General features: G+C 63.1%; 21 protein-coding genes. 17 read left to right on the top strand and 4 right to left on the bottom strand.

What is annotated here, in order from left to right; translation table 11 throughout:
• Positions 1–288: 288 nt before the first annotated feature.
• Both A3A9_RS0104000 and A3A9_RS0103995 read left to right on the top strand, forming a co-directional pair.
• Entirely contained in the window at positions 289–1800 is a 1512-nt protein-coding gene (locus tag A3A9_RS0104000) for a leucyl aminopeptidase (RefSeq protein ID WP_027057618.1), read from the top strand.
• A gap of 9 nt (positions 1801–1809) precedes the next feature.
• Positions 1810–2259, top strand: a complete 450-nt coding sequence (locus tag A3A9_RS0103995) for a DNA polymerase III subunit chi (protein WP_027057617.1) — start codon at positions 1810–1812, stop codon at positions 2257–2259.
• A 36-nt stretch (positions 2260–2295) separates the two neighbouring features.
• On the opposite strand, the gene A3A9_RS0103990 is transcribed toward A3A9_RS0103995, so the two are convergent.
• Positions 2296–2748, bottom strand: coding sequence for a hypothetical protein (locus A3A9_RS0103990; RefSeq protein ID WP_027057616.1), 453 nt, complete (start codon positions 2746–2748; stop codon positions 2296–2298).
• Between the two features lie 101 nt (positions 2749–2849).
• Here A3A9_RS0103990 and A3A9_RS0103985 point away from each other — a divergent pair, with 101 nt between their 5' ends.
• The 6 genes from A3A9_RS0103985 to A3A9_RS0103960 are packed head-to-tail and all read left to right on the top strand — an operon-like array spanning position 2850 to position 9045.
• Entirely contained in the window at positions 2850–3839 is a 990-nt protein-coding gene (locus A3A9_RS0103985; RefSeq protein WP_027057615.1) for a 3-oxoacyl-ACP synthase III family protein, read from the top strand.
• Positions 3836–4840 carry an NAD-dependent epimerase/dehydratase family protein gene (locus tag A3A9_RS0103980; protein ID WP_027057614.1) on the top strand — a complete coding sequence of 335 codons (1005 nt, stop codon included), beginning with the start codon at positions 3836–3838 and terminating at the stop codon, positions 4838–4840. Before A3A9_RS0103985 ends, A3A9_RS0103980 begins: the two co-directional genes overlap by 4 nt.
• Positions 4837–5661: an MBL fold metallo-hydrolase gene (locus A3A9_RS0103975; RefSeq protein WP_027057613.1), complete on the top strand. Its 825-nt coding sequence runs from the start codon at positions 4837–4839 to the stop codon at positions 5659–5661. Before A3A9_RS0103980 ends, A3A9_RS0103975 begins: the two co-directional genes overlap by 4 nt.
• Entirely contained in the window at positions 5658–6920 is a 1263-nt protein-coding gene (locus A3A9_RS0103970; RefSeq protein WP_027057612.1) for a F390 synthetase-related protein, read from the top strand. The genes A3A9_RS0103975 and A3A9_RS0103970 overlap by 4 nt, the downstream gene beginning before the upstream one ends.
• Positions 6917–8053 carry a GNAT family N-acetyltransferase gene (locus A3A9_RS0103965; RefSeq protein WP_027057611.1) on the top strand — a complete coding sequence of 379 codons (1137 nt, stop codon included), beginning with the start codon at positions 6917–6919 and terminating at the stop codon, positions 8051–8053. Before A3A9_RS0103970 ends, A3A9_RS0103965 begins: the two co-directional genes overlap by 4 nt.
• A complete protein-coding gene (locus A3A9_RS0103960) occupies positions 8050–9045 on the top strand; it encodes a Rieske 2Fe-2S domain-containing protein (RefSeq protein WP_027057610.1) in 996 nt (331 codons plus the stop codon). Before A3A9_RS0103965 ends, A3A9_RS0103960 begins: the two co-directional genes overlap by 4 nt.
• Positions 9046–9112: 67 nt before the next feature.
• Here the strand turns inward: A3A9_RS0103960 and A3A9_RS0103955 are convergent, their stop codons facing one another.
• On the bottom strand, positions 9113–10270 hold the full coding sequence (locus tag A3A9_RS0103955; RefSeq protein WP_027057609.1) for a hypothetical protein: 1158 nt from the start codon (positions 10268–10270) through the stop codon (positions 9113–9115).
• Positions 10271–10426: 156 nt separating this feature from the next.
• Between A3A9_RS0103955 and A3A9_RS0103950 the strand changes: the two genes are divergently transcribed.
• From A3A9_RS0103950 to A3A9_RS0103930, 5 genes are all read left to right on the top strand, one after another.
• Entirely contained in the window at positions 10427–11038 is a 612-nt protein-coding gene (locus tag A3A9_RS0103950) for a hypothetical protein (RefSeq protein WP_027057608.1), read from the top strand.
• Positions 11035–11889, top strand: a complete 855-nt coding sequence (locus A3A9_RS0103945; protein WP_027057607.1) for a 23S rRNA (adenine(2030)-N(6))-methyltransferase RlmJ — start codon at positions 11035–11037, stop codon at positions 11887–11889. The genes A3A9_RS0103950 and A3A9_RS0103945 overlap by 4 nt, the downstream gene beginning before the upstream one ends.
• Positions 11890–12007: 118 nt before the next feature.
• Positions 12008–12460 carry a hypothetical protein gene (locus A3A9_RS0103940; RefSeq protein WP_027034520.1) on the top strand — a complete coding sequence of 151 codons (453 nt, stop codon included), beginning with the start codon at positions 12008–12010 and terminating at the stop codon, positions 12458–12460.
• Positions 12461–12505: 45 nt separating this feature from the next.
• Entirely contained in the window at positions 12506–12922 is a 417-nt protein-coding gene (locus tag A3A9_RS0103935) for an MFS transporter (RefSeq protein WP_082221818.1), read from the top strand.
• A 77-nt stretch (positions 12923–12999) separates the two neighbouring features.
• The gene (locus A3A9_RS0103930) at positions 13000–13614 is read left to right on the top strand and encodes a LysE family translocator (protein ID WP_027057605.1); all 615 of its coding nucleotides are present in this window, start codon (positions 13000–13002) and stop codon (positions 13612–13614) included.
• A 7-nt stretch (positions 13615–13621) separates the two neighbouring features.
• Here A3A9_RS0103930 and A3A9_RS0103925 read toward each other — a convergent pair whose 3' ends face one another.
• Positions 13622–13933: a transcriptional regulator gene (locus A3A9_RS0103925; protein ID WP_027057604.1), complete on the bottom strand. Its 312-nt coding sequence runs from the start codon at positions 13931–13933 to the stop codon at positions 13622–13624.
• Positions 13934–14458: 525 nt separating this feature from the next.
• Here A3A9_RS0103925 and A3A9_RS38255 point away from each other — a divergent pair.
• Both A3A9_RS38255 and A3A9_RS0103915 read left to right on the top strand, forming a co-directional pair.
• Positions 14459–14923 carry a hypothetical protein gene (locus tag A3A9_RS38255; RefSeq protein ID WP_033838344.1) on the top strand — a complete coding sequence of 155 codons (465 nt, stop codon included), beginning with the start codon at positions 14459–14461 and terminating at the stop codon, positions 14921–14923.
• 421 nt (positions 14924–15344) lie between these two features.
• Positions 15345–15941 (top strand): glutathione S-transferase, encoded by a 597-nt coding sequence (locus A3A9_RS0103915; RefSeq protein ID WP_027057603.1) that lies wholly within the window; start codon positions 15345–15347, stop codon positions 15939–15941.
• Between the two features lie 63 nt (positions 15942–16004).
• Here the strand turns inward: A3A9_RS0103915 and A3A9_RS0103910 are convergent, their stop codons facing one another.
• Positions 16005–16658 (bottom strand): outer membrane protein, encoded by a 654-nt coding sequence (locus tag A3A9_RS0103910; protein ID WP_027057602.1) that lies wholly within the window; start codon positions 16656–16658, stop codon positions 16005–16007.
• Positions 16659–17071: 413 nt separating this feature from the next.
• Between A3A9_RS0103910 and A3A9_RS0103905 the strand changes: the two genes are divergently transcribed.
• Complete coding sequence (locus A3A9_RS0103905; protein WP_027057601.1) at positions 17072–17836, top strand: SDR family oxidoreductase; 765 nt, start codon at positions 17072–17074, stop codon at positions 17834–17836.
• The gene (gene uvrC / locus A3A9_RS0103900; RefSeq protein WP_027057600.1) at positions 17833–19902 is read left to right on the top strand and encodes an excinuclease ABC subunit UvrC; all 2070 of its coding nucleotides are present in this window, start codon (positions 17833–17835) and stop codon (positions 19900–19902) included. Before A3A9_RS0103905 ends, uvrC begins: the two co-directional genes overlap by 4 nt.
• Positions 19903–19940: the final 38 nt, after the last annotated feature.

Here is a 19940-nt window from a genome sequence, read left to right as displayed (position 1 = left end):
TGGCTGCGATAGGCTCGATCAGGCAGGCGATCCGGTTCCCGTCCCACGTCGCGTGCCGCAATGAACCGGAGTGTCGGAGGGAATGGATAAGAAAGGGCGAACATCGATGGTTAACAACAAGTTGCGGCATGAAGCGGGGCCGTGCCGCGACGAATCGCCATCGATTCCACGTGTCATATGGGTAGCCATTTTGGCAAAGTCTTGCCAAATGCCGGAAAACGACCAAATGTCGCGGATCGCTTGAAACCGCGTCGCACACCATCGCGCAATCCCCGAAAGCAGGACATGATGAACCCGAGACCGTCGATCGCCTTTGCAAAATTCGCCGCGCCTCAGCAGGCGGCGAACAGAAAGGGCACGGTCTTCGTGCTGTCGACGGATGACGCTGGCCTGAGCGATGCGGCCAGGGCCTACGATCCCGGCAAGACGCTGGACCGGGCCTTCCCGGTGGCAGAGTTCACGGGCAAGTTCGCTGGTGTCGTCGAGATTCTGGCGCCGGAAGCAACGTCGCTCGACAGGTTGATCGCGATCGGTACCGGCAAGGTGTCGGGGCTCGACGAGTACGCCTGGCTGAAACTCGGCGGCACCATTGCAGCGTCGCTGCGCAAGGCAACCGACGTCGCCGTGGTGTTCGACCTCGTCGGAGCCTCGCCTGACGGCAAGGACGCCGCCAACCTGGCGGCGGGCATTCTCCTGCGCGGCTATTCCTTCGACAAGTACAAGACCAGGAAGGACAAGGATGACGCGAAGGCCGATCCGAAGAAGCCGGTCAAGGTAACCATCCACACCGCCGACCCGGCAGGTGCCAGGAAGGCCTTCGCGGAAGTCGAGGCGGTGGTCGACGGCGTGCTTCTGGCGCGCGATCTAGTCAACGAACCGGCAAATGTGCTGGGACCTGTCGAGTTCGCCGGCTACGCCAAGGAACTCGAGGCGCTCGGCGTCAAGGTCGAGATCCTGACCGAAAAGGAGATGAAGAAGCTCGGCATGGGCTCGCTGCTCGGCGTCGCCCAAGGCTCGCCTCGCGGCGCCCGCATGGCGATCATGCAGTGGAACGGCGGCAAGCCCAAGGACAGCCCTGTCGCCTTTGTCGGCAAGGGCGTCACCTTCGACACCGGCGGCAATTCGATCAAGCCAGCTTCGGGTATGGAGGACATGAAGGGTGACATGGGTGGTGCCGCCGCGGTGACCGGCCTCATGCACGCCTTGGCCGCGCGCAAGGCCAAGGCCAATGTCGTTGGTATCATCGGCCTTGTCGAAAACGCCGTCGATGGCCATGCGCAGCGCCCCGGCGACATCGTCACCTCGATGTCGGGCCAGACCATCGAGGTGCTTAACACCGACGCCGAAGGGCGCCTAGTGCTGGCCGATGCGCTGTGGTATTGCAACGATCGCTTCCAGCCGAAATTCATGGTCAATCTGGCGACGCTGACCGGTGCCATCATGGTCGCGCTCGGCCTGCACTATGCCGGCCTGTTCTCCAACAACGACGAATTGGCGGAAAGGCTGACGGCGGCGGGGCAGGCGACGCAGGAACGGCTGTGGCGCATGCCGCTTGGTGCTGAATACGACAAGCTGATCGATTCCAAGAACGCCGACATGAAGAACATCGGCGGCCGCTATGGCGGTGCCATCATCGCGGCACAATTCCTGCAGCGCTTCGTCAAGGATACGCCCTGGGCGCATCTCGACATTGCGGGCACCGCGATGGGCGCGCCATCGAGCGAGATCAACCAGTCCTGGGGTTCAGGCTTCGGCGTACGGCTGCTCGACCGGCTGGTGCGCGATCACTACGAAAGCTGACCTCATTCCATGGCCGACGTGCTGTTCTACCATCTGACCGAATCGACGCTGGAGGATGCGCTGCCCGGCCTGCTCGAGCGCAGCGTCGATCGCGGCTGGCGCGCCGTTGTGCAGACCGGCACCGAGGAACGGCGCGACGCGCTCGACCAGCATCTGTGGACCTTCCGCGATGATTCGTTCCTGGCGCACGCGACCGACCGCGAAGCCTATCCCGGCGAACAACCTGTCCTGTTGACCACCGGTTACGGCAACCCCAACGAAGCCAAAATAAGGTTCTTGGTTGACGGCGCGGTGCCGCCTGAGCTCAGCGGCTATGAGCGTGCCGTGTTCCTGTTCGACGGCCACGACGCCGCCCAGGTCGAGGCGGCCCGTGGGCACTGGAAGGTGATGAAGGATGCCGGCCACGCCGTGACCTACTGGCAGCAGACGCCGGACCGGCGCTGGGAGCGCAAGGCCTGAGAGCTCCCGCCAATCGGGATCTCTTGAGTTTGGCTGTTACTGGCCTTTCTCTTCGCTGAGAAACTGCCGGTTGGCCTTCAACAGATCGAGATACCGCTGCCTCGCTTCCGTATCGGCATCGGCCTGGCAAAAGAATCTGAGCAGTTCGTTGGCACGGTCTTCGAGCGCGCGGAACGCAGGAAACTCCTTAGTTCCGACGCTTGTTGAACGACTGAGTGCGAATTGCTCGCGGAAGTTGGACCCGTCTTCGGAAAATGACACGGCGATCCTGTCTACCCGCCCATCCATGTAGAATGTCGAAACGCGCGACTGGTTTCCGTTGGGCTTTTCGTCGATCGTCTCGAGAATCTTGCTGCCGCCGGGGGTCGGGCACTCGACCGAAACTCTCAGAAAATCGGTGTTGGCAAAGCAAGAAGTGCCTCCGCCAAGCACCAAAACCAAGGCAAGACCGATCGAGCTTTGCAAGGGCGTATACCTTCCCTGGTTCATTTAAGAACTTAACCATCGACGACGGTTGACGGAATATCACCATAAATTGCTAGCATCGATCTATGAGTTGGAAGAAGAGCAACTCTCACGGCGGGCTGAGAATGCGGATCGAGATCATCGGAACCGGGCGTGCCGTTCCGGCAACGTGCGTGACATCGCTCGCGCTCGACGAAAGATTGGGACTTGGCCGCGGCCAGTTGGAGGCCGTCACCGGCGTCGTCGAGCGCTATGTTTGCGAAGGCGAATCGCAAGTAGACCTCGCCTGCACGGCAGCCCGTCTGGCGCTCGCCGATGCCAGAATCGAGGCCAGCGAAATCGATCTCATCATCGGCGGCTGCGGGGTGCCTTACCAGCCGCTGCCGTCGACCGCGCCGCTGGTCATGCAGCGTCTGGGCATGGCCGATGGCTCGGCCGCCGCCTTTGACGTCAACAGCACCTGCCTCGGCTTCCTCACCGCTTTCGAGACGGCCGGCCGCATGATCGAGGCCGGACAATGCGAACGGGCGCTGATCTTCTCTTCGGAAATCGCCTCGCGGGCTCTGCCATGGAAAGACCAGCCGGAAATCGCCGCGCTCTTTGGCGACGGCGCGGCGGCGGCTGTCTTGTGCCGGTCGGCGTCAGGGGAGGCCAAGGTGGTGGCCAATCTGATGCGCACCTATCCCTCGGCCTATGATGCCTGCGGCATCGGCTCCGGTGGCACGCGTTTCGATTTTCACGGCCAGCCGCAGGAGTTCGCCAGCCACACTCTGTTCCACATGGATGGCAAGGAGCTGTTTCGCGTGACATCGCGCCATTTCAACGGCTTCGTCAGCGACCTTCTCGAACGGGCGGGATGGCGGCAAGACGAGGTTGGCCTCGTCGTGCCGCATCAGGCGAGTCCCTTTGCCTTGGCCCACATGGCGCGCCAGACCGGCTTCGCCACGGAGAAGCTCGTCGATATCGCGGCGCGTTATGGCAACCAGATCGCCGCCTCCATTCCATTCGCACTCGACATAGCCCGTCGGCAAGGTCGCATCACGCCGGGTGCAAAAGTGCTCTTCCTGGGCACCTCGGCCGGGGTGTCGTTCGGCGGCATGGCGCTGCAGGCATGAGGCGCGTGCTCGTCACCGGCGCCAGCGGCTTCCTCGGCGCGCATGTCGTGGCGAGGCTGGCAGCCACTGGCACGCAGGTGATGGCTCAGGGCCGCGACACCGCACGCTGCGCTGCGCTCGATGCCGGAGGATATGCGGTCGTCCGCCGCGACCTGTCGCGACCGTTTGATGCCGCCACCGACGCTACCTTTGGCGAGCCCGATGCCATCGTCCACTGCGCCGCACTTTCGGCGCCCTTTGGCCGGTTGTCGGATTTCGAGACGGCCAATGTCACGGCAACCCGCAATCTCGTCGATTTCGCGCAGCGGCAAGGCGTGCGCCGCTTCGTCCACATCTCCAGCCCTTCGGTCTGTTTCGCCTTTCGCGACCAGCTCGATGTGTCCGAGGACATGATCTTGCCGGAGCCGGTCAACGCCTATGCCCGCACCAAGCGGCAAGGCGAGAAGATCGTGCTGGCGGCACCCGAGGTCGGGCCGGTCATCTTGAGGCCGCGCGGCATCTATGGCGCAGGCGACCGTTCGCTGCTGCCGCGCCTGCTTGGTGCTGCCCGACAACGGCCGCTGCCGCTGTTTCGCGACGGCCATGCGCGCATAGACCTCACCCATGTCGATGATGTCGTCGATGCGGTGGTCGCGGCGCTTGAGGGCAGAAGGGATGTCGATGGCCAGATATTCAATGTCTCCAGTGGCGAGGTGCTGCCGGTGCGCCGCATCGCCGAAGGCGCCTGCGCACGTGCCGGCGTGGCCCTGCGTTGGCGACAAATGCCGCTATGGCCGGCGATGCTGGCGGCGGGCGTGATGGAGGCCGTGGCGCTGCGCTTGCCGGGTCGTCCCGAGCCGCTGGCGACCCGTTATGGCCTTGGCCTGTTCGCCTATGCTCAGAGCCTCGATATTTCCAAGGCTGGGCGTATTCTTGGCTGGACGCCGAAAGTGTCGTTCGAGGAGGGGCTCGACCGCACATTCGGCAACGAAGCGGAAGGCGCAGGGAGGGCGGCAGCGTGAAGATTGTCTTTGCCAACAGCGCCTGGGTCAGTGCCGCCGAAAGGTTGATCCTGCGCGGCGGCAGCTGGCGCAGCGTCCGGCTGCGTGTCCGCTATGGCCTCATCATCCATCCACAGGCCGGCCCGGTGCTGATCGATACGGGCTATACGCCGCAGGCCATCAGTGGCGACCATAGAGGCAAAGCGCTGCACCTCTATGGCGCGGTGCTGAAGCCGCAGCTCAACGCATCAGAACAACCGCTGCCGCTGCTGGCGCGATTCGGTCTCACACCGCGGGATGTCAGCACCGTCATCGTCACCCATTTCCATGCCGATCACGTTTCCGGCCTGTCGCTGTTTCCCAATGCCCGCTTCATCGCCAGCGACGCTGCCTGGTCGCGGCTGAAGGTGCGGACGGCCTGGCAGAACTTGCATCATGGCGTCTTCACCGAACTGTTCCCGGCCGATTTTGGGACCCGGCTCGACGGGCTGTCGGCGAAGCAGCAGATCGGGTCGCGCGGAGCCATTCCTGGCGGCGCCGATCTGTTCGGCGACGGCAGCGTGGTCGCCGTTGATTTGCCCGGCCATGCCGATGGCCAGTTCGGCCTGCTGTTTCCCGACAGGGAGCGTCCGCTGCTTTACGCGGTCGATGTGCAGTGGTTGGTCACGGCGCTCTTGCAGAATCGAACGCCAGGCTTTCCGGCGAGCCTGCTGGCCGAGGATTTCGCTGCGATCGAGCCGACCAGCGATATGCTGCGGCGCTTTGCTGCGGCCGGCGGCGAAGTGATGTTCTGCCACGATCCCATTCCGACGCCATACGATCTGGACGCCGGGGGCGAATGAACGGGCTCACTGAGGCACTGGGCTCGTTTGCCGTCACCCAATGGGTGTCGCGCAAGAGCCGCGAAAACTTCGAGCGCTGGCAGGCTCGCGCCTTGCGACGCTGGCTTGATCGTGACCTGCCGTTGGCGCCTTTCTACGGCAAACCGCCGCGCGGCCTTGGCGATCTTCCGGTCACCGACAAGGTGCTGCTGATGGCGAACTTCGAGCGCTTCAACATAGCTGGCGTGTCGGCCAGCGATGCTTGGGCCGCGGCTTCCGCCGATGGCCGCCTCGGCGACCTGACCGTTGGCGCCAGCACCGGCACTTCAGGCAATCGCGGCCTGTTCGTCATTTCCGAGGCCGAGACATATCGTTGGCTGGGTGCGATCCTGGCAAAAGCCATTCCCGATCTTTTATGGCGCCGGCAACGCGTGGCCGTGATTCTGCCGCAGAACACCGGGCTCTATGACAGCGCCCAAACATCCCGGCGTGTCGAGCTTGGATTCTTCGATCTGACACTTGGTCCGGAAGGCTGGCGAAGGGAACTTGAGGATTTTGCGCCGACTGTGATCATCGCGCCGCCGAAGATGCTGCGGCATTTCGCAGCCGAGAAATTCAAGTTGTCGCCGGTCCGAATCTTCTCGGCCGCCGAAACGCTGGATCCCGTCGACAGGCCGGTCATCGAGGCATCTTTCTCGCTTCCGCTCGATCAGATTTACATGGCGACGGAAGGGCTGTTCGCGGTCACCTGCCGGCAAGGCGGGCTGCATCTGGCGGAAGATTCGGTGCATTTCGAATTCGAGCCGGTCGGCGACGGCCTGGTCACGCCGCTGGTCACCGCTTTCCGCAGGCGCACGCAGATCATGGCGCGCTATCGGATGAACGACCTGCTGCGTCTGTCCAAGGCACCGTGTCGCTGCGGCTCGCCGCTGCGCACGGTGGACGAGATTGTCGGCCGCATGGATGATGCCTTCCGGTTCGCATCCGTGCATGGGCCGATCCAGATTACACCAGATGTCTTGCGCAACGCGGTGTTGAAGGCGGATCGGAGCATCGACGATTTCCGGTTGATCCAGACCACGCCCGATGCCGTCGAATTGCGGTTGGCGCCCGACCTTGCCGATGATGCAGGGCAGGCCGCACTGGGGGCAGTACGCGCGCTGCTCGCGGCGCGCCGGTCAATCGCCACAGTCGAACTCGTTCGTGTGCCGCTGACGCTGGAAACCAGCCGCAAACTACGCCGGGTAGAATGTCGGCTGCCGCCAGGAGCGGCTCCATGAGCCTCGCAACCCTCGACGAAACCCAGGCCGACCGCGTCGAGAACAGCCCGCTCCAGGTCGAGGCCTTCGTCGGGCTGTTCAACGAAAGCCCGGTGCACGACCTCGTGCGCAACCTGACGGTCAGGGTCGAGACTTTCGAAGTCGCCGGGCGCAGCTTTCCGCTGACGCTAAACGACGCCGGCGAGGCGCCCAACTGCTACATCTGCTGTCCGTCCAGCGCCTATATCGACTATGCCATAGACGAGACGCGCAACTTCAGCTCAGTGCCATTGCTGCAGGGGACAATTCGCGCGCTAATCCGAGCCTGCGCGCCGCTGGTCAAAGCGAGCGGTCTCGATCACCAGGCGCAGCTCAACAACTGGCTCTATTCGACCAATCCGGTGCCGCGGCTCGATAGAATAGCGATCGCGGCGATACGAGCCGGTCTGACGGAACGTTTTGCAGACCGCGCCATCGTCATCCGTTCGCTCAATGAGATCGCCGATCCCTCGACCATCGCGGCGCTGAAGGCGGAGGGTTTTCGCATGCTGGCGGCGCGGCAGATCTATATCTTCGCCGACCGCAGTGTTGCGCCGCCAATGACACGCGACATGAAGCGCGACCGCGCCCGATTGCGCGCGACGCCCTTTCTACGGGTCGGCAACAGCGACTTTGCCGAAGCCGATTACACCAGGAGCGAAGAGCTCTACGCCATGCTCTATCTTGACAAATACACGCCGCTCAATCCGCACTACACGGCACGCTACATCAGTGAGATGCATCGGCGCGGCGTCCTGCAGCTCGCCGGCTTGCGTGACGGCAGTGGCAGGCTCGTCGCGGTCACTGGCCTGTTCGAGAATGGCGGGACGTTGACCCAACCCATCGTCGGCTACGACACCAGCCTGCCGGCCAGCGACGCGCTCTACCGCATGATGATGGCGATGGCGCAGGATCATGCCACGGCGCGCGGTCTGTTCTTCAACATGAGCGCCGGTGCGGGCGATTTCAAACGCCGTCGCGGCGCCGTGCCGGCAATCGAGTACAACGCCGTCTATGTCGGCCATTTGCCCCGCCGCCGCCGCGCGGCGGTGCGGATCATGGAAACGGTTCTGGCGCTGGTGGGCATACCGCTGCTGCGGAGATTTGAACTGTGAGTCTTCCCGCGAAGAAGGATCTCTGGCAGGCGGTGGCGCTGTCGGCCGATATCGGCCGCAAGCCCTGGCGTGTCCTGCTTGATGGCGCGCCGATCGTGCTGTTTCGTTCGAGCACCGGCATATCGGCCCTTTTCGACCGTTGCGCGCACCGTCTGGTCGAATTGTCGACCGGCAAGGTCATCCGGGGCGAGATCGAATGTCCCTATCATGGCTGGCGCTTCGACGGCGACGGCCGCTGCACCGCCATTCCCGGCCATGTCGGCGAGATGCCGCATTACAGGGTGCGGCGCTATCATGCGATCGAGCGCGACGGCGTCGTCTTCGTCGCGATCGGTACGCCCACCGGCGAACCCTACCTGCACTGCATGCAAGGCAAGGATGTGATCGTGCGGCGCGTGCGTTCTTCGACGCAGTCGACGGTCATCGATGCGGCGGAAAACATCCTCGATGCCACGCACACGCATTTCACCCACAAAGGTCTGCTGCGCGGCCTCAGCGCCAAACGCCATCTGGTTCAGGTCGAGGTCACCGGCGGCGAGGGCTGGGTCGAGGCCTGCTACATCGGTGAAGAGCGCCAGCAGGGCTTGATCAGCCGGCTTTTGGAAGGAGAGCGGACCAAAACCATTGGTCGCTTCCGTTATCCCGGCATCGCCGAGCTGGAATATTGGGGCAAGGGCGGGCTCGCGCTGGCGACGACTTTTCATCTGCGCCAGGCCGATGAGCAGACCGTCGAGGGCGTCGGCTGGCTGATCGGCCAGCGCCAGGGTGGCTTTGGTCATCTCAAGGCGCTCGCCTTCAAACCGCTGTTCAACATTGCGCTGGAGCAGGATCGCAAGGTGTTGAAATCGGCGAGCGACAATGCGCGCTGTCCGCCTCAGGTGTTGCCTGCTATCGGGCCGCTGGATTTCCTGCGGCGCGACATCGCCGCGATCATGGACGGCAAGATGCCATCGGCCGCGGCGGAGCCGCGCGTTCACCGGATAGAACTGTAGGTCTCTACGGACAGTCAGAAAAACTCGCCTGAACAAAGGGATAGGCGCGTTTGCGGAATCATTTGCTTCAATCCTGAAGCGGTCCGTTCCATTCGATGTCGCGCGTCGATGCTGCTTGCAGGCTGATGCGCTGGCGCAGTGCCGTGCCGGCGATCTCGGCCAAGGCGCGCCATTGCGCCCGTTTCGGCGCGGGGTCGCCGGGCCAGTCGAGCAGTTCGCCGGCTTCGCGCATCGCCTTGTTGAAACGCCCGATCTCTTGCGATCGCAAAGCGACCGGAAATCCGTAGATCCACATCGCCAGCCGCACCGTTTGGGGCACCTCGACGTCCGGCATCACCTCGTCGCCATCGGCGAGCACGGCTTTGGCGAAGCGTTGCGGATCGCGAAAGAAATGCAGGCCGCTTGTGGCGCGGGGATTGCATTCGAGCGGCAGGATACGACCGCCCTGTTCGCGCGTCAGGTCGAAGGAGATCTGGCCGGTCCAGCCTGTGCCTGCCACGAAGCTTTCGATGAAATCCCGCGCGACGGGATCGGCGACCAGCTCAAAGCAGATGCCGGCGCCCTTGCCGGCGCGGTAGAGCGAACGATAGAGCCCCAGCGCCTTGAGGTCGCCTTTCACCGCCACCGCATAGGCACTGATCTCGTCGCCGTCGACAAAGCGCTGTGCCACCCATGGGATTGCTGGCGAAGGGTCGATCGCATCGAGCTTTTCCGGCGAGGGGCGCAGCAAGACATGGCTGGCAAAACGCGACCAGACCGGTTTGAACACCAGCTCGCGAGACTGACCACGCACGGCTCGCAGATCATCCCTGCTTTGCAGCAGCGCTGTCTCCGGCACGGCAAGGCCGAGGCTTTCGGCCAGTCGCATGAACGCATGCTTGTCATGGACCTGTGCCAGCAGCGCCATATCGGGCGCGAACAGTCGGGCCGGCATGGCGCGGTCGCGCCAGACCTGGCTGAGATAGAAGATTTCCTCGCAGGTCGGGATGACGAGATCGATGCCTTCGCTGCGCACCAGCGCTTCCACCGCCTCGCCATAGGCATGCCCGGCAAAGCGCGCCGGCGGCAGACGGAAATAGGCGGCGCAGGCAGTGCTCGCGGCGGCGATCGGATGCGCCGGGCTGTCTGCAAGGACGACACGCAGCCCGGCGGCGTGAAGCAGGCGCGCCAGGTGCAGTGCGACAGGGGCACGCGCCCCGGTGATCAGCACGGTGCTATTTTGCATGGGATATCAAGAGGCATCACCGTGGTCGCTTCGTTGGCCGGAAGCGTTGCGCGAATTTCGAAGCGTTGGCAACGCAGGCTGAACCGATTGCCAGGCCATCGCCTTTTGATCGTCGGGGCGCTATTGGCAGGGTTGCGATACTTTATGGTGATATGAATGCGCTTCTTGTTTTTCCTGATCCTGCTCACCGGCATTGGCGCCGGCGCCCTCTATCCCTGGGCGATCTCCAACTTCTCCGGCCATGAGATCGGCACCTGGCGGGTCTATGAGCAGGGCCATTTCAAACCGGTGACGGTGCCGCTCTCCGTCCGCGACGCGCCGGTGCGAGTGCTGCTCGATTTGACGGCGCGGGCCGAGCGCATCGTCTCACAGCAGCGCACCGTGCTGACGCTGACCGCTGCCGCCAATGGCCGCACGGCGCTTGCCTCGACGCTGCAGTTCAACCACTCGGACAATCCGCGCCAGGTCAGCCCGCAACTGCCCGACAAGATTTTTCGCGATGAGGCCGGTATTATCGCGACCGTCAGTCCCGGTCCCTATACTTTCACCGTTGGTCCGGGTGACGCCGAGGACATTCCGATACGCGCGGTCGATCTCATTTTGCGCTCCGGTGCGGGCGAGGCCGACAGGCGTGCGCGGCCGGTCGGCTTCGTGCTGATGGCGATCGGCTTGGTCGGCTTCCTGCTGACCTTGCGCTCCGGTGGCGGCCGGCCGGAAAATCCGAACTCGCAGCCGCCACCGCCACGCTGGGGCAGGGGATCCAAGTGAATTATCGCCACGCCTATCACGCCGGAAATTTCGCCGATGTCGTCAAGCATGTCGTGCTGACAAGGCTGCTCGACTATCTCAAACAGAAGGACAAGGCATTTCGCGTCGTCGATACCCATGCCGGCATCGGCCGCTACGATCTGTCGTCGGTCGAAGCACAGAAGACCGGCGAGTGGCATGGCGGCATCGGCCGGCTGATCGATGCCTCGTTCGATGCCAAGACGAGGGCGCTGCTGGCGGCCTATCTGGAGACGGTGCGCTCGCTCAATCCCGAGGGCGGCGTGAAGAAATATCCGGGCTCGCCGCTGCTCGCACGCCATCTCCTGCGCAAGCAGGACCGGTTGTCGGCGATCGAGTTGCACTCGAAAGATGTCGCGAAGCTCAAGGCCGAATTCGCCGGCGATTTCCAGACCAGGGTCATGGAGCTCGATGGCTGGCTGGCGCTCGGCGCGCATCTGCCGCCGAAGGAGAAGCGCGGCCTGGTGCTGATCGATCCGCCCTTCGAGGAGCCGGGTGAGTTCGATCGCCTCGTCGACGGGCTCGAAAGGGCATACAAGCGCTGGCCCGGCGGCATCTATGCGCTGTGGTATCCGATCAAGGATCGCAAGGCGATCATCGCCTTTAGAAAAGCGCTGAAGCAATCCGGCATTCCGAAAATCCTCGACATAGAATTCGAGATCAGGCCGGCCTCTTCGGAGCCGAGCCTCGATGGCAGCGGCCTGGTGGTGGTCAACCCGCCCTTCATTCTTGAAGGCGAATTGCGCACGCTGCTGCCAGCCCTGCACAAATTGCTCGCCGTGGGCAGGCCCGCGCATTGGTCGCTGGAATGGCTGGCTGGCGAGCGCGAATAAGTTGGATGGTCTCAAGGCCGTCACTTTGTTCATCGACGCGAGCAAGATCCGGAGGCAACCGCTTGACCGCCGCCGAGCGAATCCGCACAGTGCGCGTAATCGACCTTGAGAGGCTGCCATGACTCGCTTCGCCAAATCCGCACTTGCTGCCCTGATTTCGCTCTGCACCCCGCTTGCCGCGCCCCTCGGCGTCACGCAGGCAGTGCAGGCGGCCGACTATGGCGTCTATGCCGACGACGATGGCGGCGTCTGCGGCCAGCCCTGGGTGCTGAGCAAGATTTCCAGCCGCTTCTCCTACCAGGTGCATCACGTGCCGCATCTGCCCGATGTGCAGATCACTGATTTTCGCCGCATCCATCAGCACCGCTATCTGCCGGCCAACGACACCTGGCCGATCGGCCGTCGCTATTGCGGAGCCACCGTCAGCCTCTCCGATGGCCGTGACCGGACCATCTGGTACCTGATCGAGGAAGGCCAGGGCTTTGCCTCGATCGGCGACAACGTCGAATTCTGCGTCTCTGGCTTCGACCGCTGGCTGGTTTACAACGGCCGCTGCCGCGTCCTGCGTTAAGGGCGGCCTTCCCACTATCGATTTCCTTTAGCGCCTGCGGCTTAACTGGCCGCAGGCGCTTTTCCGTGCCGTGTTGACAGCAAAGCGCCGGCTCCGCTCGCCGGCCGCTTCGCTGACCGGCGCGGGCCTGATGTCATCGTCTCGATCGGTGGCGGGCTGGTGGTTGCCGCCTTCGCCATCTTTGGCCTGTTCCAGGGATCGCTGGCGGCGATGATCGTCGGCGTGCTGATCCTCGATCTCGGCGTACAGTTTTCGCAGGTCGCCAACCAGGCGCGCATCCATGCTCTCGATCCGACGGCCCGCAGCCGCCTGAACACCATCTTCATGGCGACGATGATTCTGGGCGGCGCCTGCGGCTCGGGTCTGGCAGGGCTTGCCTATTCGATCTGGGGGTGGAGCGGCACCTGCCTGTTCGGCGCTGCCTCCGCTGCGCTCGCGCTGCTGCTGTCGCGAAGGCGCTGAATTTTTCGGGCTATCGCCGGCAGGCAAATCGGCTAACCCTCTCACCCGAGAGCAACGCGTTAGTTTCGGGAGCCTTCATGGACCTTGCCACCATCCTTGCCTTCGCGGCCGCCTTCTTCGTGTTCGCCGCCAGCCCTGGCCCCGACAACATGACGATCGTCGCTCGCACGATCTCCAGCGGCGCGGCGTCGGGCATTGCCTATGGCGCCGGTACCGTGGTCGGCATCCTCATCTTCCTGATGCTCGCTGCCTTCGGCCTGTCGATCATCGCCGCCAAGATGGCAATCGTCATGACGGTGCTTCGCTATGGCGGAGCGGCCTATCTGGTCTGGATGGGCATCAGGCTCTGGACGGCCGCGCCGGTCGTGCCGGAGCTGCAGCCCGTGTCTGGGCGGCGTGGCCTGCTGACGATCTTTGCCACGGGTGTCGCGCTCAATCTCGGCAATCCGAAAATGCCGCTGTTCTATGTGGCACTGCTGCCCAACATCGTCGGGGCCTCGCTCACATCAGCGCATCTCGGCATCCTGGTGGCTGTGATCCTGGCTGTCGAAATTGTGGTGATCGGCGGGCATGTGATTCTCGCCGGCCGCGCCCGCAATCTGTTGCGCACGCCCAGGATCGTACGCCGGGTCAACCGCGCGGCAGGCGGCGTGATGATCGGCGCCGGCATCGCCGTGGTCGCCACGCGCTGAGGCAGTGCTATTTCCTGCGTTGTGTCGGCTCGGCCTGATCGATGATCTTGCGAAGAAAGGCAATGTGGCCGCGAAAGGCCCGCCGCCCAATCGTTGTTGCCTTGACCCGTGTCTGCGGCCGACGCCCGACGAACAGCTTTTCAATATCGACGTAGCCCGCTCTGGCCAGCGTATCGAGATGTGCCCCGAGATTTCCATCAGTGGTGTCGATCATCGCCTTCAACTGGGTGAACTCCAGTGCCTCGCGCCTTTCCAGCTTGTTCAGCACGGCCATGATCCTGAGCCGTGTGCTCTGGTGGATAATATCGTCAGCGCTCATCTAGAGGCTCCAATGCGGCAAAGCCTTGGACTGTGGCCATATGTGGCCAGGCGATTCGCGGACAGCGTGATTGCTTTTTATGGAGTCGAAATCGAAGCAGACTTATGGCTGGTGCAGAATACTCTGCCAAGCAGAGTTATCTGTCAACCAGTCACCGGCGACGGAAGCACACTTGACAAGGTGATCTTCAGATAGGTCGTCGCATAGCACACGGACCGTTCACCCACAGAAGATGATCGCCTCGATGAGACGGCAGGTCATGATGTTCACGACCGAAGATCATGCGTGAAGCTGCTCGCTAATCTTCGCAGCTTCGCATCGAGAATGCCGGTGTCAAATTGCTGATGGCATCAGAAGATCAACAGAGGATTTTTGCGATGACGAATGCGATCATGTGCGGATCTCAACCAAAATTTAAGCTGAGAAAATCATACCATTGCTTCGCTGGCTAGCGAGCCGCGAGTCAGATATGCATTGCGCGCCGGGGTCATTCACGGCCATCGGCATAACGTGAAGGGGCATGACATGGCTAAGCAGTCATCTAAAGCGCCGGCATCCAAGGCACCGGCAAAGAAAGCACCTGCAAAAGCAGTCGCGGCGAAGGCCGCAACGGCAGTGAAGAAGGCAGCGCCTGCGAAGGCGGCGGCAAAGCCCGCAGCCAAGCCCGCAGCCAAGGCAGCACCGGCAAAGAAGCCGGCTGCAGTCAAGGCTGTGGCGAAGCCGGCAGCGAAGAAGGCAGCGCCTGCCAAGGCAGCGGCAAAGCCGGCGGCCAAGGCAGCACCGGCCAAGAAGCCGGCAGCCAAGGCTGTGGCAAAACCCGCGGCCAAGAAGGCAGCGCCCGCCAAGGCTGCGGCAAAGCCTGCCGCGAAGGCAGCGGCAAAGCCGGCTGTGAAAGCAGCAGCGGCCGCGACAAAGCCCGCGGTGAAGAAAGCCGCCGCGCCGAAGGCCAAGGCAGCGCCTGCGAAGGCGAAGGCTCCGGCCAAGAAGTAGACCGGGTCGTTGGGGCGTCGCGTGTCCTTCGGGACTCGCAAAGGACACTCTGACGCCCTGGGTCGAAGCATATCCGGCAGCGGGTTCAGCCCTCGGGGCTGAGCATCGGGAAGGGGCCGAGGGGCAAGCAGAGCGAGGCGCGCCAGTTGGCTGCCTCGCTCGCCCGATCTGGTTCTCCCTTGTCGTGTTGGCGAAGGTCCCGGCACAATGCCTCGGGCGTGTGAAGCGCGACGCAGGTCTGATTCCGTTCAGCCTGTTTCCGTCGCCTGTGTGTGATTTGCAGCGTAACAGCCCGTAGGCTTGTGGTGATGCCTGGGCGGAAACCGCGACCGGTTTCTGGCAGCAGTTTTTTTGCGTTCTGGCGGTTGATCGCAAGTGCCTGTCCAGTCAACACTGAGGGTCTGCAAACAGGAAGCCGATCATGCCGAAGCTGCTCTACGCATCCACCTCTCCCTACAGTTCCAAGGTAAGGATGGCCGCGGCCTATGCCGGCATCGCCATCGATCTGGTTGCGGTCAAGACCGAGGACAAACCGGCCGAACTGATCGGTGCCAATCCGCTCGGCAAGATTCCGGTGCTGGTGCTCGACGATGGCCGTTCGGTCTACGACAGCCGCGCCATCACCCAGCATCTCAACCGGATTTCGAAGAACGCGCTGTTTCCACGCAATCCCGACAAGCGGCTGGAAGCGGAAGTGCTGGAGGCGTTGGCCGACGGCATCTGTGACTGCGCACTGTCGATGGTCTACGAGCGCCGCACGCGGCCAGAAGAGATGGTTTATCAGCCCTGGCTCGACCGCCAGTGGGCAAAGATCACGGCAGCACTCGACCTGCTCAACGCCAACCCGCCGAAACTGCCCAAGAAGATCACGGTCGGGCAGATGGCGTTGCGTGCCTGTCTTGGCTACCTTTCGCTGCGCTTCGCCGGCAAATGGGAAAAGGGCCATGGCCGGTTGACCCGCTGGGCGGCGCGTTTCGACGAAAAGTTTCCTGAGCTGAAGCCGGCGATTCCGGCGTGAACCGCCAGCCACAAAAAAAGCCGGGCGCAATGCCCGGCTTTTTCGTGTCGTGGCTTGAACGACTTAGAACTTCATACCGACGCCGAAGGTGACGCGGTTGTCGGTCGACTTGACCTTGCCGATACCGTCGAAGCTCTTCGAGCCGAAGTCGGTGTAGCGGTATTCGACACGGCCGAACACGTTTTCGGTGATCTTGATGTCGGTGCCGACACCTGCCGTGTAGCCAAGCATGGTCTTGCTGTCGCTATCGCCGAGGCCATCATCAACCTTCTGGTTCTTGATGGCGCCGCCGGCGGTGCCGTACAGCAGGATGTCCGGGGTCACTGCATAACCGAGACGGGCACGCAGCGATCCTTCGATGCCACCCTTGGCGTCGGCGCCAGCATTGGAACCCTTGACGCCGTTGTAGCCGAGATCGGCTTCAGCACCGTACACGAAGTTCTCCTGCTGCCACTGGTAGCCGCCGAACACGCCGCCGACAAAACCCTTGGTGCCGACGTTGTTGCCTTCATCGCGCAGATTGGCATGGCCGGCGAAGCCATAACCGACGCTCAGACCGGCATAGGGGCCGGCCCAGGATGCGACGGGCAGTTCAGCAATCGGCGCGGGTGCCGGGGGCTCTTCCTGGACGACATCCGCGGCATAAGCGGTTCCACCCAGGGCGAAGAGCCCGAGCGCGACGGCCAGCGGCCGTGCGAATTTAAGATTGGCTTGCATTGTTCTTTACTCCTTAAGCCACAGGACACAGGCTTGTTTCTCACGATCGCCATCAACCCGTCCGGGGGGTGAAACGGATCTGGCGTTCGTCGGTTCCAAATGTCGTGTCAAAATGCGGCTGAAGCGAACCTGAACTTGGGTCATTCCCCGGCGCGAATGAGGCAGAACCTTGACGTTGCATCTTCGCAACAGCGAAATGTCAGGAGCCACCTTATGCTGCGCTGCACACCGCTTGGTGCAAGGAGTCCAGCATCCTATATTGCGGTCCAGAGGTTCCGAGTCCAGGACCAGTCGATATGCCGAACCGGGCGTTTCGCCACAATGCTGCCCCAGGTGCGAATGCCGTTTAACGCATGCGAGGCCATATTTCGTCGGCGTCGTGTTTTCGGGCCGAAATTGAGGATTGACAACAGATGAGCAAAGCCACTGCCGCGGCGCTGGTGACGGGCGGGGCGAAACGGATTGGCAAGGCGATCGTCGAAGACCTCGCCAGCCATGGTTTTGCAGTCGCCATCCACGCCAATGGCTCCCGCGATGAGGCGGATACACTGGCCGCAGGGATTAACCAGTCTGGCGGCCGCGCGGCGGTGGTGATCGCCGACCTGACCGACATGGATGCCGTCAGCGACCTCGTCGGCCAGGCGGAAGCCGCGCTGGGGCCGATCTCGCTGCTGGTCAACAACGCTTCGCTTTTCGTCGACGATTCGGTCGAGGATTTCGACTGGCAGGCCTGGGACCGCCACTTTGCCATTCACGTGAAAACCCCGGCGCTGTTGGCACAGAATTTCGCCCGCTCCTTGCCGGCGGGGCAGGAGGGGCTGATCATCAACGTCATCGACCAACGCGTCTGGCGGCCGACGCCGCGCTATTTCTCCTATGCGCTGTCCAAATCCGCGTTGTGGACGCAAACGCAGATGTTGGCGCAGGCGCTCGGCCCGCGCATCCGCGTCAACGCAATCGGTCCGGGTCCGACGCTGAAGAATGTGCGCCAGGATGATTCCGATTTTGACGCACAGCTCGCTGGCCTGATCCTGAAGCGCGGCCCGGAATTGCCGGAATTCGGCGCCACCATCCGCTATCTCTGGGACGCGCGCTCCGTTACCGGCCAGATGATCGCGCTCGATGGCGGCCAGCATCTTGCATGGCAGACGCCCGATGTGACAGGCATGGCGGAATGAGTCCTCTAGACCAAAAGAACAAGCCGCGCGGCGGCGCCGATGATCTTCCTCCCGAAATCGACCTCGAGGACGAGGCGCTCGAGGAGATCGTTGAACCGATCGGCCCGGATGTCGCCTTCACGGCCATCGACTGGACGCCGCATGCTGGTGACGCCGACGGCATGGTCGGCGCCGAGGTGATCCAGACGCTGGTGAAGCGGCTGCCCAATGCGCCTGGCGTCTACCGGATGATGAACGCCACCGGCGACGTCCTCTATGTCGGCAAGGCACGCAGCCTGAAGAAGCGCGTCACCAACTACGCGCAAGGCCGCTTCCACACCAACCGCATCGGCCGCATGGTGCGCGAGACGTCGACGATGGAGTTCGTCGTCACCCGCACCGAGATCGAGGCCCTGCTGCTCGAAGCCAATCTTATCAAGCGCTTGCGGCCGCGATTCAATGTGCTGATGCGCGACGACAAGTCGTTTCCATACATCCTTCTGACCGGTGATCATGTCTCGCCCGGCATCTACAAGCATCGCGGTGCGCGCTCGCGCAAGGGCGACTATTTCGGCCCATTTGCCTCGGCCGGCGCCGTCGGCCGCACCATCAATTCGCTGCAGCGCGCCTTCCTGCTGCGCAGCTGCACCAACTCCTTCTACGAGAACCGCACCCGGCCCTGCCTGCTTTACCAGATCAAGCGCTGCGCCGGCCCGTGTACCGGCGAAATCTCGCATGACGGCTATGCCGAGCTGGTCTCCGAGGCGAAGAATTTTTTGTCCGGCCGCAGCCAGAAGGTGAAGACCGAAATCTCGGCCGCCATGCAGCAGGCATCGCAAGACCTCGATTTCGAACGCGCCGCCATCTATCGCGACCGGCTGGCCGCCCTGTCCCATGTGCAAAGCCATCAGGGCATCAACCCGGCGACCGTCGACGAGGCCGATGTCTTCGCCATCCATCAGGAGGGCGGCCAGGTCTGCATCCAGGTGTTCTTCTTCCGCACCGGCCAGAACTGGGGCAACCGCGCTTATTTCCCCAAGGCTGACCCGGCGCTGGAGGCGGCTGAGGTGTTGGGCTCCTTCCTGGCGCAGTTCTATGACGACAAGCCGACGCCGCGTAACATTCTCCTGTCGCACACCGTCGAGGATCAGGAATTGCTGGCTGAGGCGCTTTCGACCCGAGCCGGGCGCAAGGTGGCGATCTTGGTACCGCAGCGCGGCGAGAAGAAAGACCTGACCGACAACGCCCTGCAGAATGCGCGTGAGGCGCTTGGCCGACGGCTGGCCGAAACGTCGACGCAAGGCAGGTTGCTGGCCGGTTTCGCCGAGACTTTCGGCCTGGCCAAGCCGCCGGTGCGCATCGAAGTCTACGACAACTCGCACATTATGGGCACCAATGCCGTCGGCGCCATGGTCGTCGCGGGACCGGAAGGTTTCGTGAAAAACCAGTACCGGAAATTCAACATCCGCTCGACCGAGATCACGCCGGGCGACGATTTCGGCATGATGGGCGAGGTGATGGAGCGGCGCTTTTCGCGATTGCTCAAGGAGCATGGCGACGTTGTCGTGGCCGACGATGCGGCGGCAGGCGAGGTGGCCGATGACATCGAGGACGATATCTCCGGCAGCTTCCCGGCCTGGCCCGATGTCATACTGATCGACGGCGGCCAGGGCCAGATGACGGCGGTGCGCAAGATCCTCTCGGATCTCGGCATCGAGGATCGCGTCGTCGCCATCGGCATTGCCAAGGGCCAGGACCGCGATGCCGGCCGCGAGCGCTTTTTCGTCAGGGGCAAGGACTCGTTTTCACTGCCTGTGCGCGACCCGGTGCTCTATTTCGTCCAGCGGCTGCGCGACGAGGTCCACCGCTTTGCCATCGGCTCGCACCGGGCCCGCCGCAAGAAGGAGATGGTCAAGAGCCCGCTCGACGAGATCGCCGGCATCGGCCCCGGCCGCAAGCGGGCGCTGCTGCTGGCGTTCGGGACCGCCAAGGCGGTCAGCCGTGCGGCAATCGAGGATCTGAGGAAAGTCGACGGCATTTCCGAACAGGTCGCCAAATTGGTCTACAATCATTTTCACGAAAGTTGAAAAACTCGGCACTTTCGGCTGGCCTGTCGAATCTGACC

Origin of the sequence: Mesorhizobium loti CJ3sym, assembly GCF_000472785.1 — a bacterium.
In the GTDB taxonomy this organism is placed as follows: domain Bacteria; phylum Pseudomonadota; class Alphaproteobacteria; order Rhizobiales; family Rhizobiaceae; genus Mesorhizobium; species Mesorhizobium loti_E.
The sequence above is the reverse complement of the archived record's forward strand: the minus strand, read 5'-3'. Positions and strand labels throughout refer to the sequence as shown.

What these genes read in the sequence shown, in the direction of transcription:
- A3A9_RS0104000 (WP_027057618.1), top strand. Translation starts at nt 289, where the DNA reads ATGAACCCGAGACCGTCGATCGCCTTTGCAAAATTCGCCGCGCCTCAG.
- A3A9_RS0103995 (WP_027057617.1), top strand. Translation starts at nt 1,810, where the DNA reads ATGGCCGACGTGCTGTTCTACCATCTGACCGAATCGACGCTGGAGGAT.
- A3A9_RS0103990 (WP_027057616.1), bottom strand. Translation starts at nt 2,748, where the DNA reads ATGAACCAGGGAAGGTATACGCCCTTGCAAAGCTCGATCGGTCTTGCC.
- A3A9_RS0103985 (WP_027057615.1), top strand. Translation starts at nt 2,850, where the DNA reads ATGCGGATCGAGATCATCGGAACCGGGCGTGCCGTTCCGGCAACGTGC.
- A3A9_RS0103980 (WP_027057614.1), top strand. Translation starts at nt 3,836, where the DNA reads ATGAGGCGCGTGCTCGTCACCGGCGCCAGCGGCTTCCTCGGCGCGCAT.
- A3A9_RS0103970 (WP_027057612.1), top strand. Translation starts at nt 5,658, where the DNA reads ATGAACGGGCTCACTGAGGCACTGGGCTCGTTTGCCGTCACCCAATGG.
- A3A9_RS0103965 (WP_027057611.1), top strand. Translation starts at nt 6,917, where the DNA reads ATGAGCCTCGCAACCCTCGACGAAACCCAGGCCGACCGCGTCGAGAAC.
- A3A9_RS0103955 (WP_027057609.1), bottom strand. Translation starts at nt 10,270, where the DNA reads ATGCAAAATAGCACCGTGCTGATCACCGGGGCGCGTGCCCCTGTCGCA.
- A3A9_RS0103950 (WP_027057608.1), top strand. Translation starts at nt 10,427, where the DNA reads ATGCGCTTCTTGTTTTTCCTGATCCTGCTCACCGGCATTGGCGCCGGC.
- A3A9_RS0103940 (WP_027034520.1), top strand. Translation starts at nt 12,008, where the DNA reads ATGACTCGCTTCGCCAAATCCGCACTTGCTGCCCTGATTTCGCTCTGC.
- A3A9_RS0103930 (WP_027057605.1), top strand. Translation starts at nt 13,000, where the DNA reads ATGGACCTTGCCACCATCCTTGCCTTCGCGGCCGCCTTCTTCGTGTTC.
- A3A9_RS0103925 (WP_027057604.1), bottom strand. Translation starts at nt 13,933, where the DNA reads ATGAGCGCTGACGATATTATCCACCAGAGCACACGGCTCAGGATCATG.
- A3A9_RS38255 (WP_033838344.1), top strand. Translation starts at nt 14,459, where the DNA reads ATGGCTAAGCAGTCATCTAAAGCGCCGGCATCCAAGGCACCGGCAAAG.
- A3A9_RS0103915 (WP_027057603.1), top strand. Translation starts at nt 15,345, where the DNA reads ATGCCGAAGCTGCTCTACGCATCCACCTCTCCCTACAGTTCCAAGGTA.
- A3A9_RS0103910 (WP_027057602.1), bottom strand. Translation starts at nt 16,658, where the DNA reads ATGCAAGCCAATCTTAAATTCGCACGGCCGCTGGCCGTCGCGCTCGGG.
- A3A9_RS0103905 (WP_027057601.1), top strand. Translation starts at nt 17,072, where the DNA reads ATGAGCAAAGCCACTGCCGCGGCGCTGGTGACGGGCGGGGCGAAACGG.
- uvrC (WP_027057600.1), top strand. Translation starts at nt 17,833, where the DNA reads ATGAGTCCTCTAGACCAAAAGAACAAGCCGCGCGGCGGCGCCGATGAT.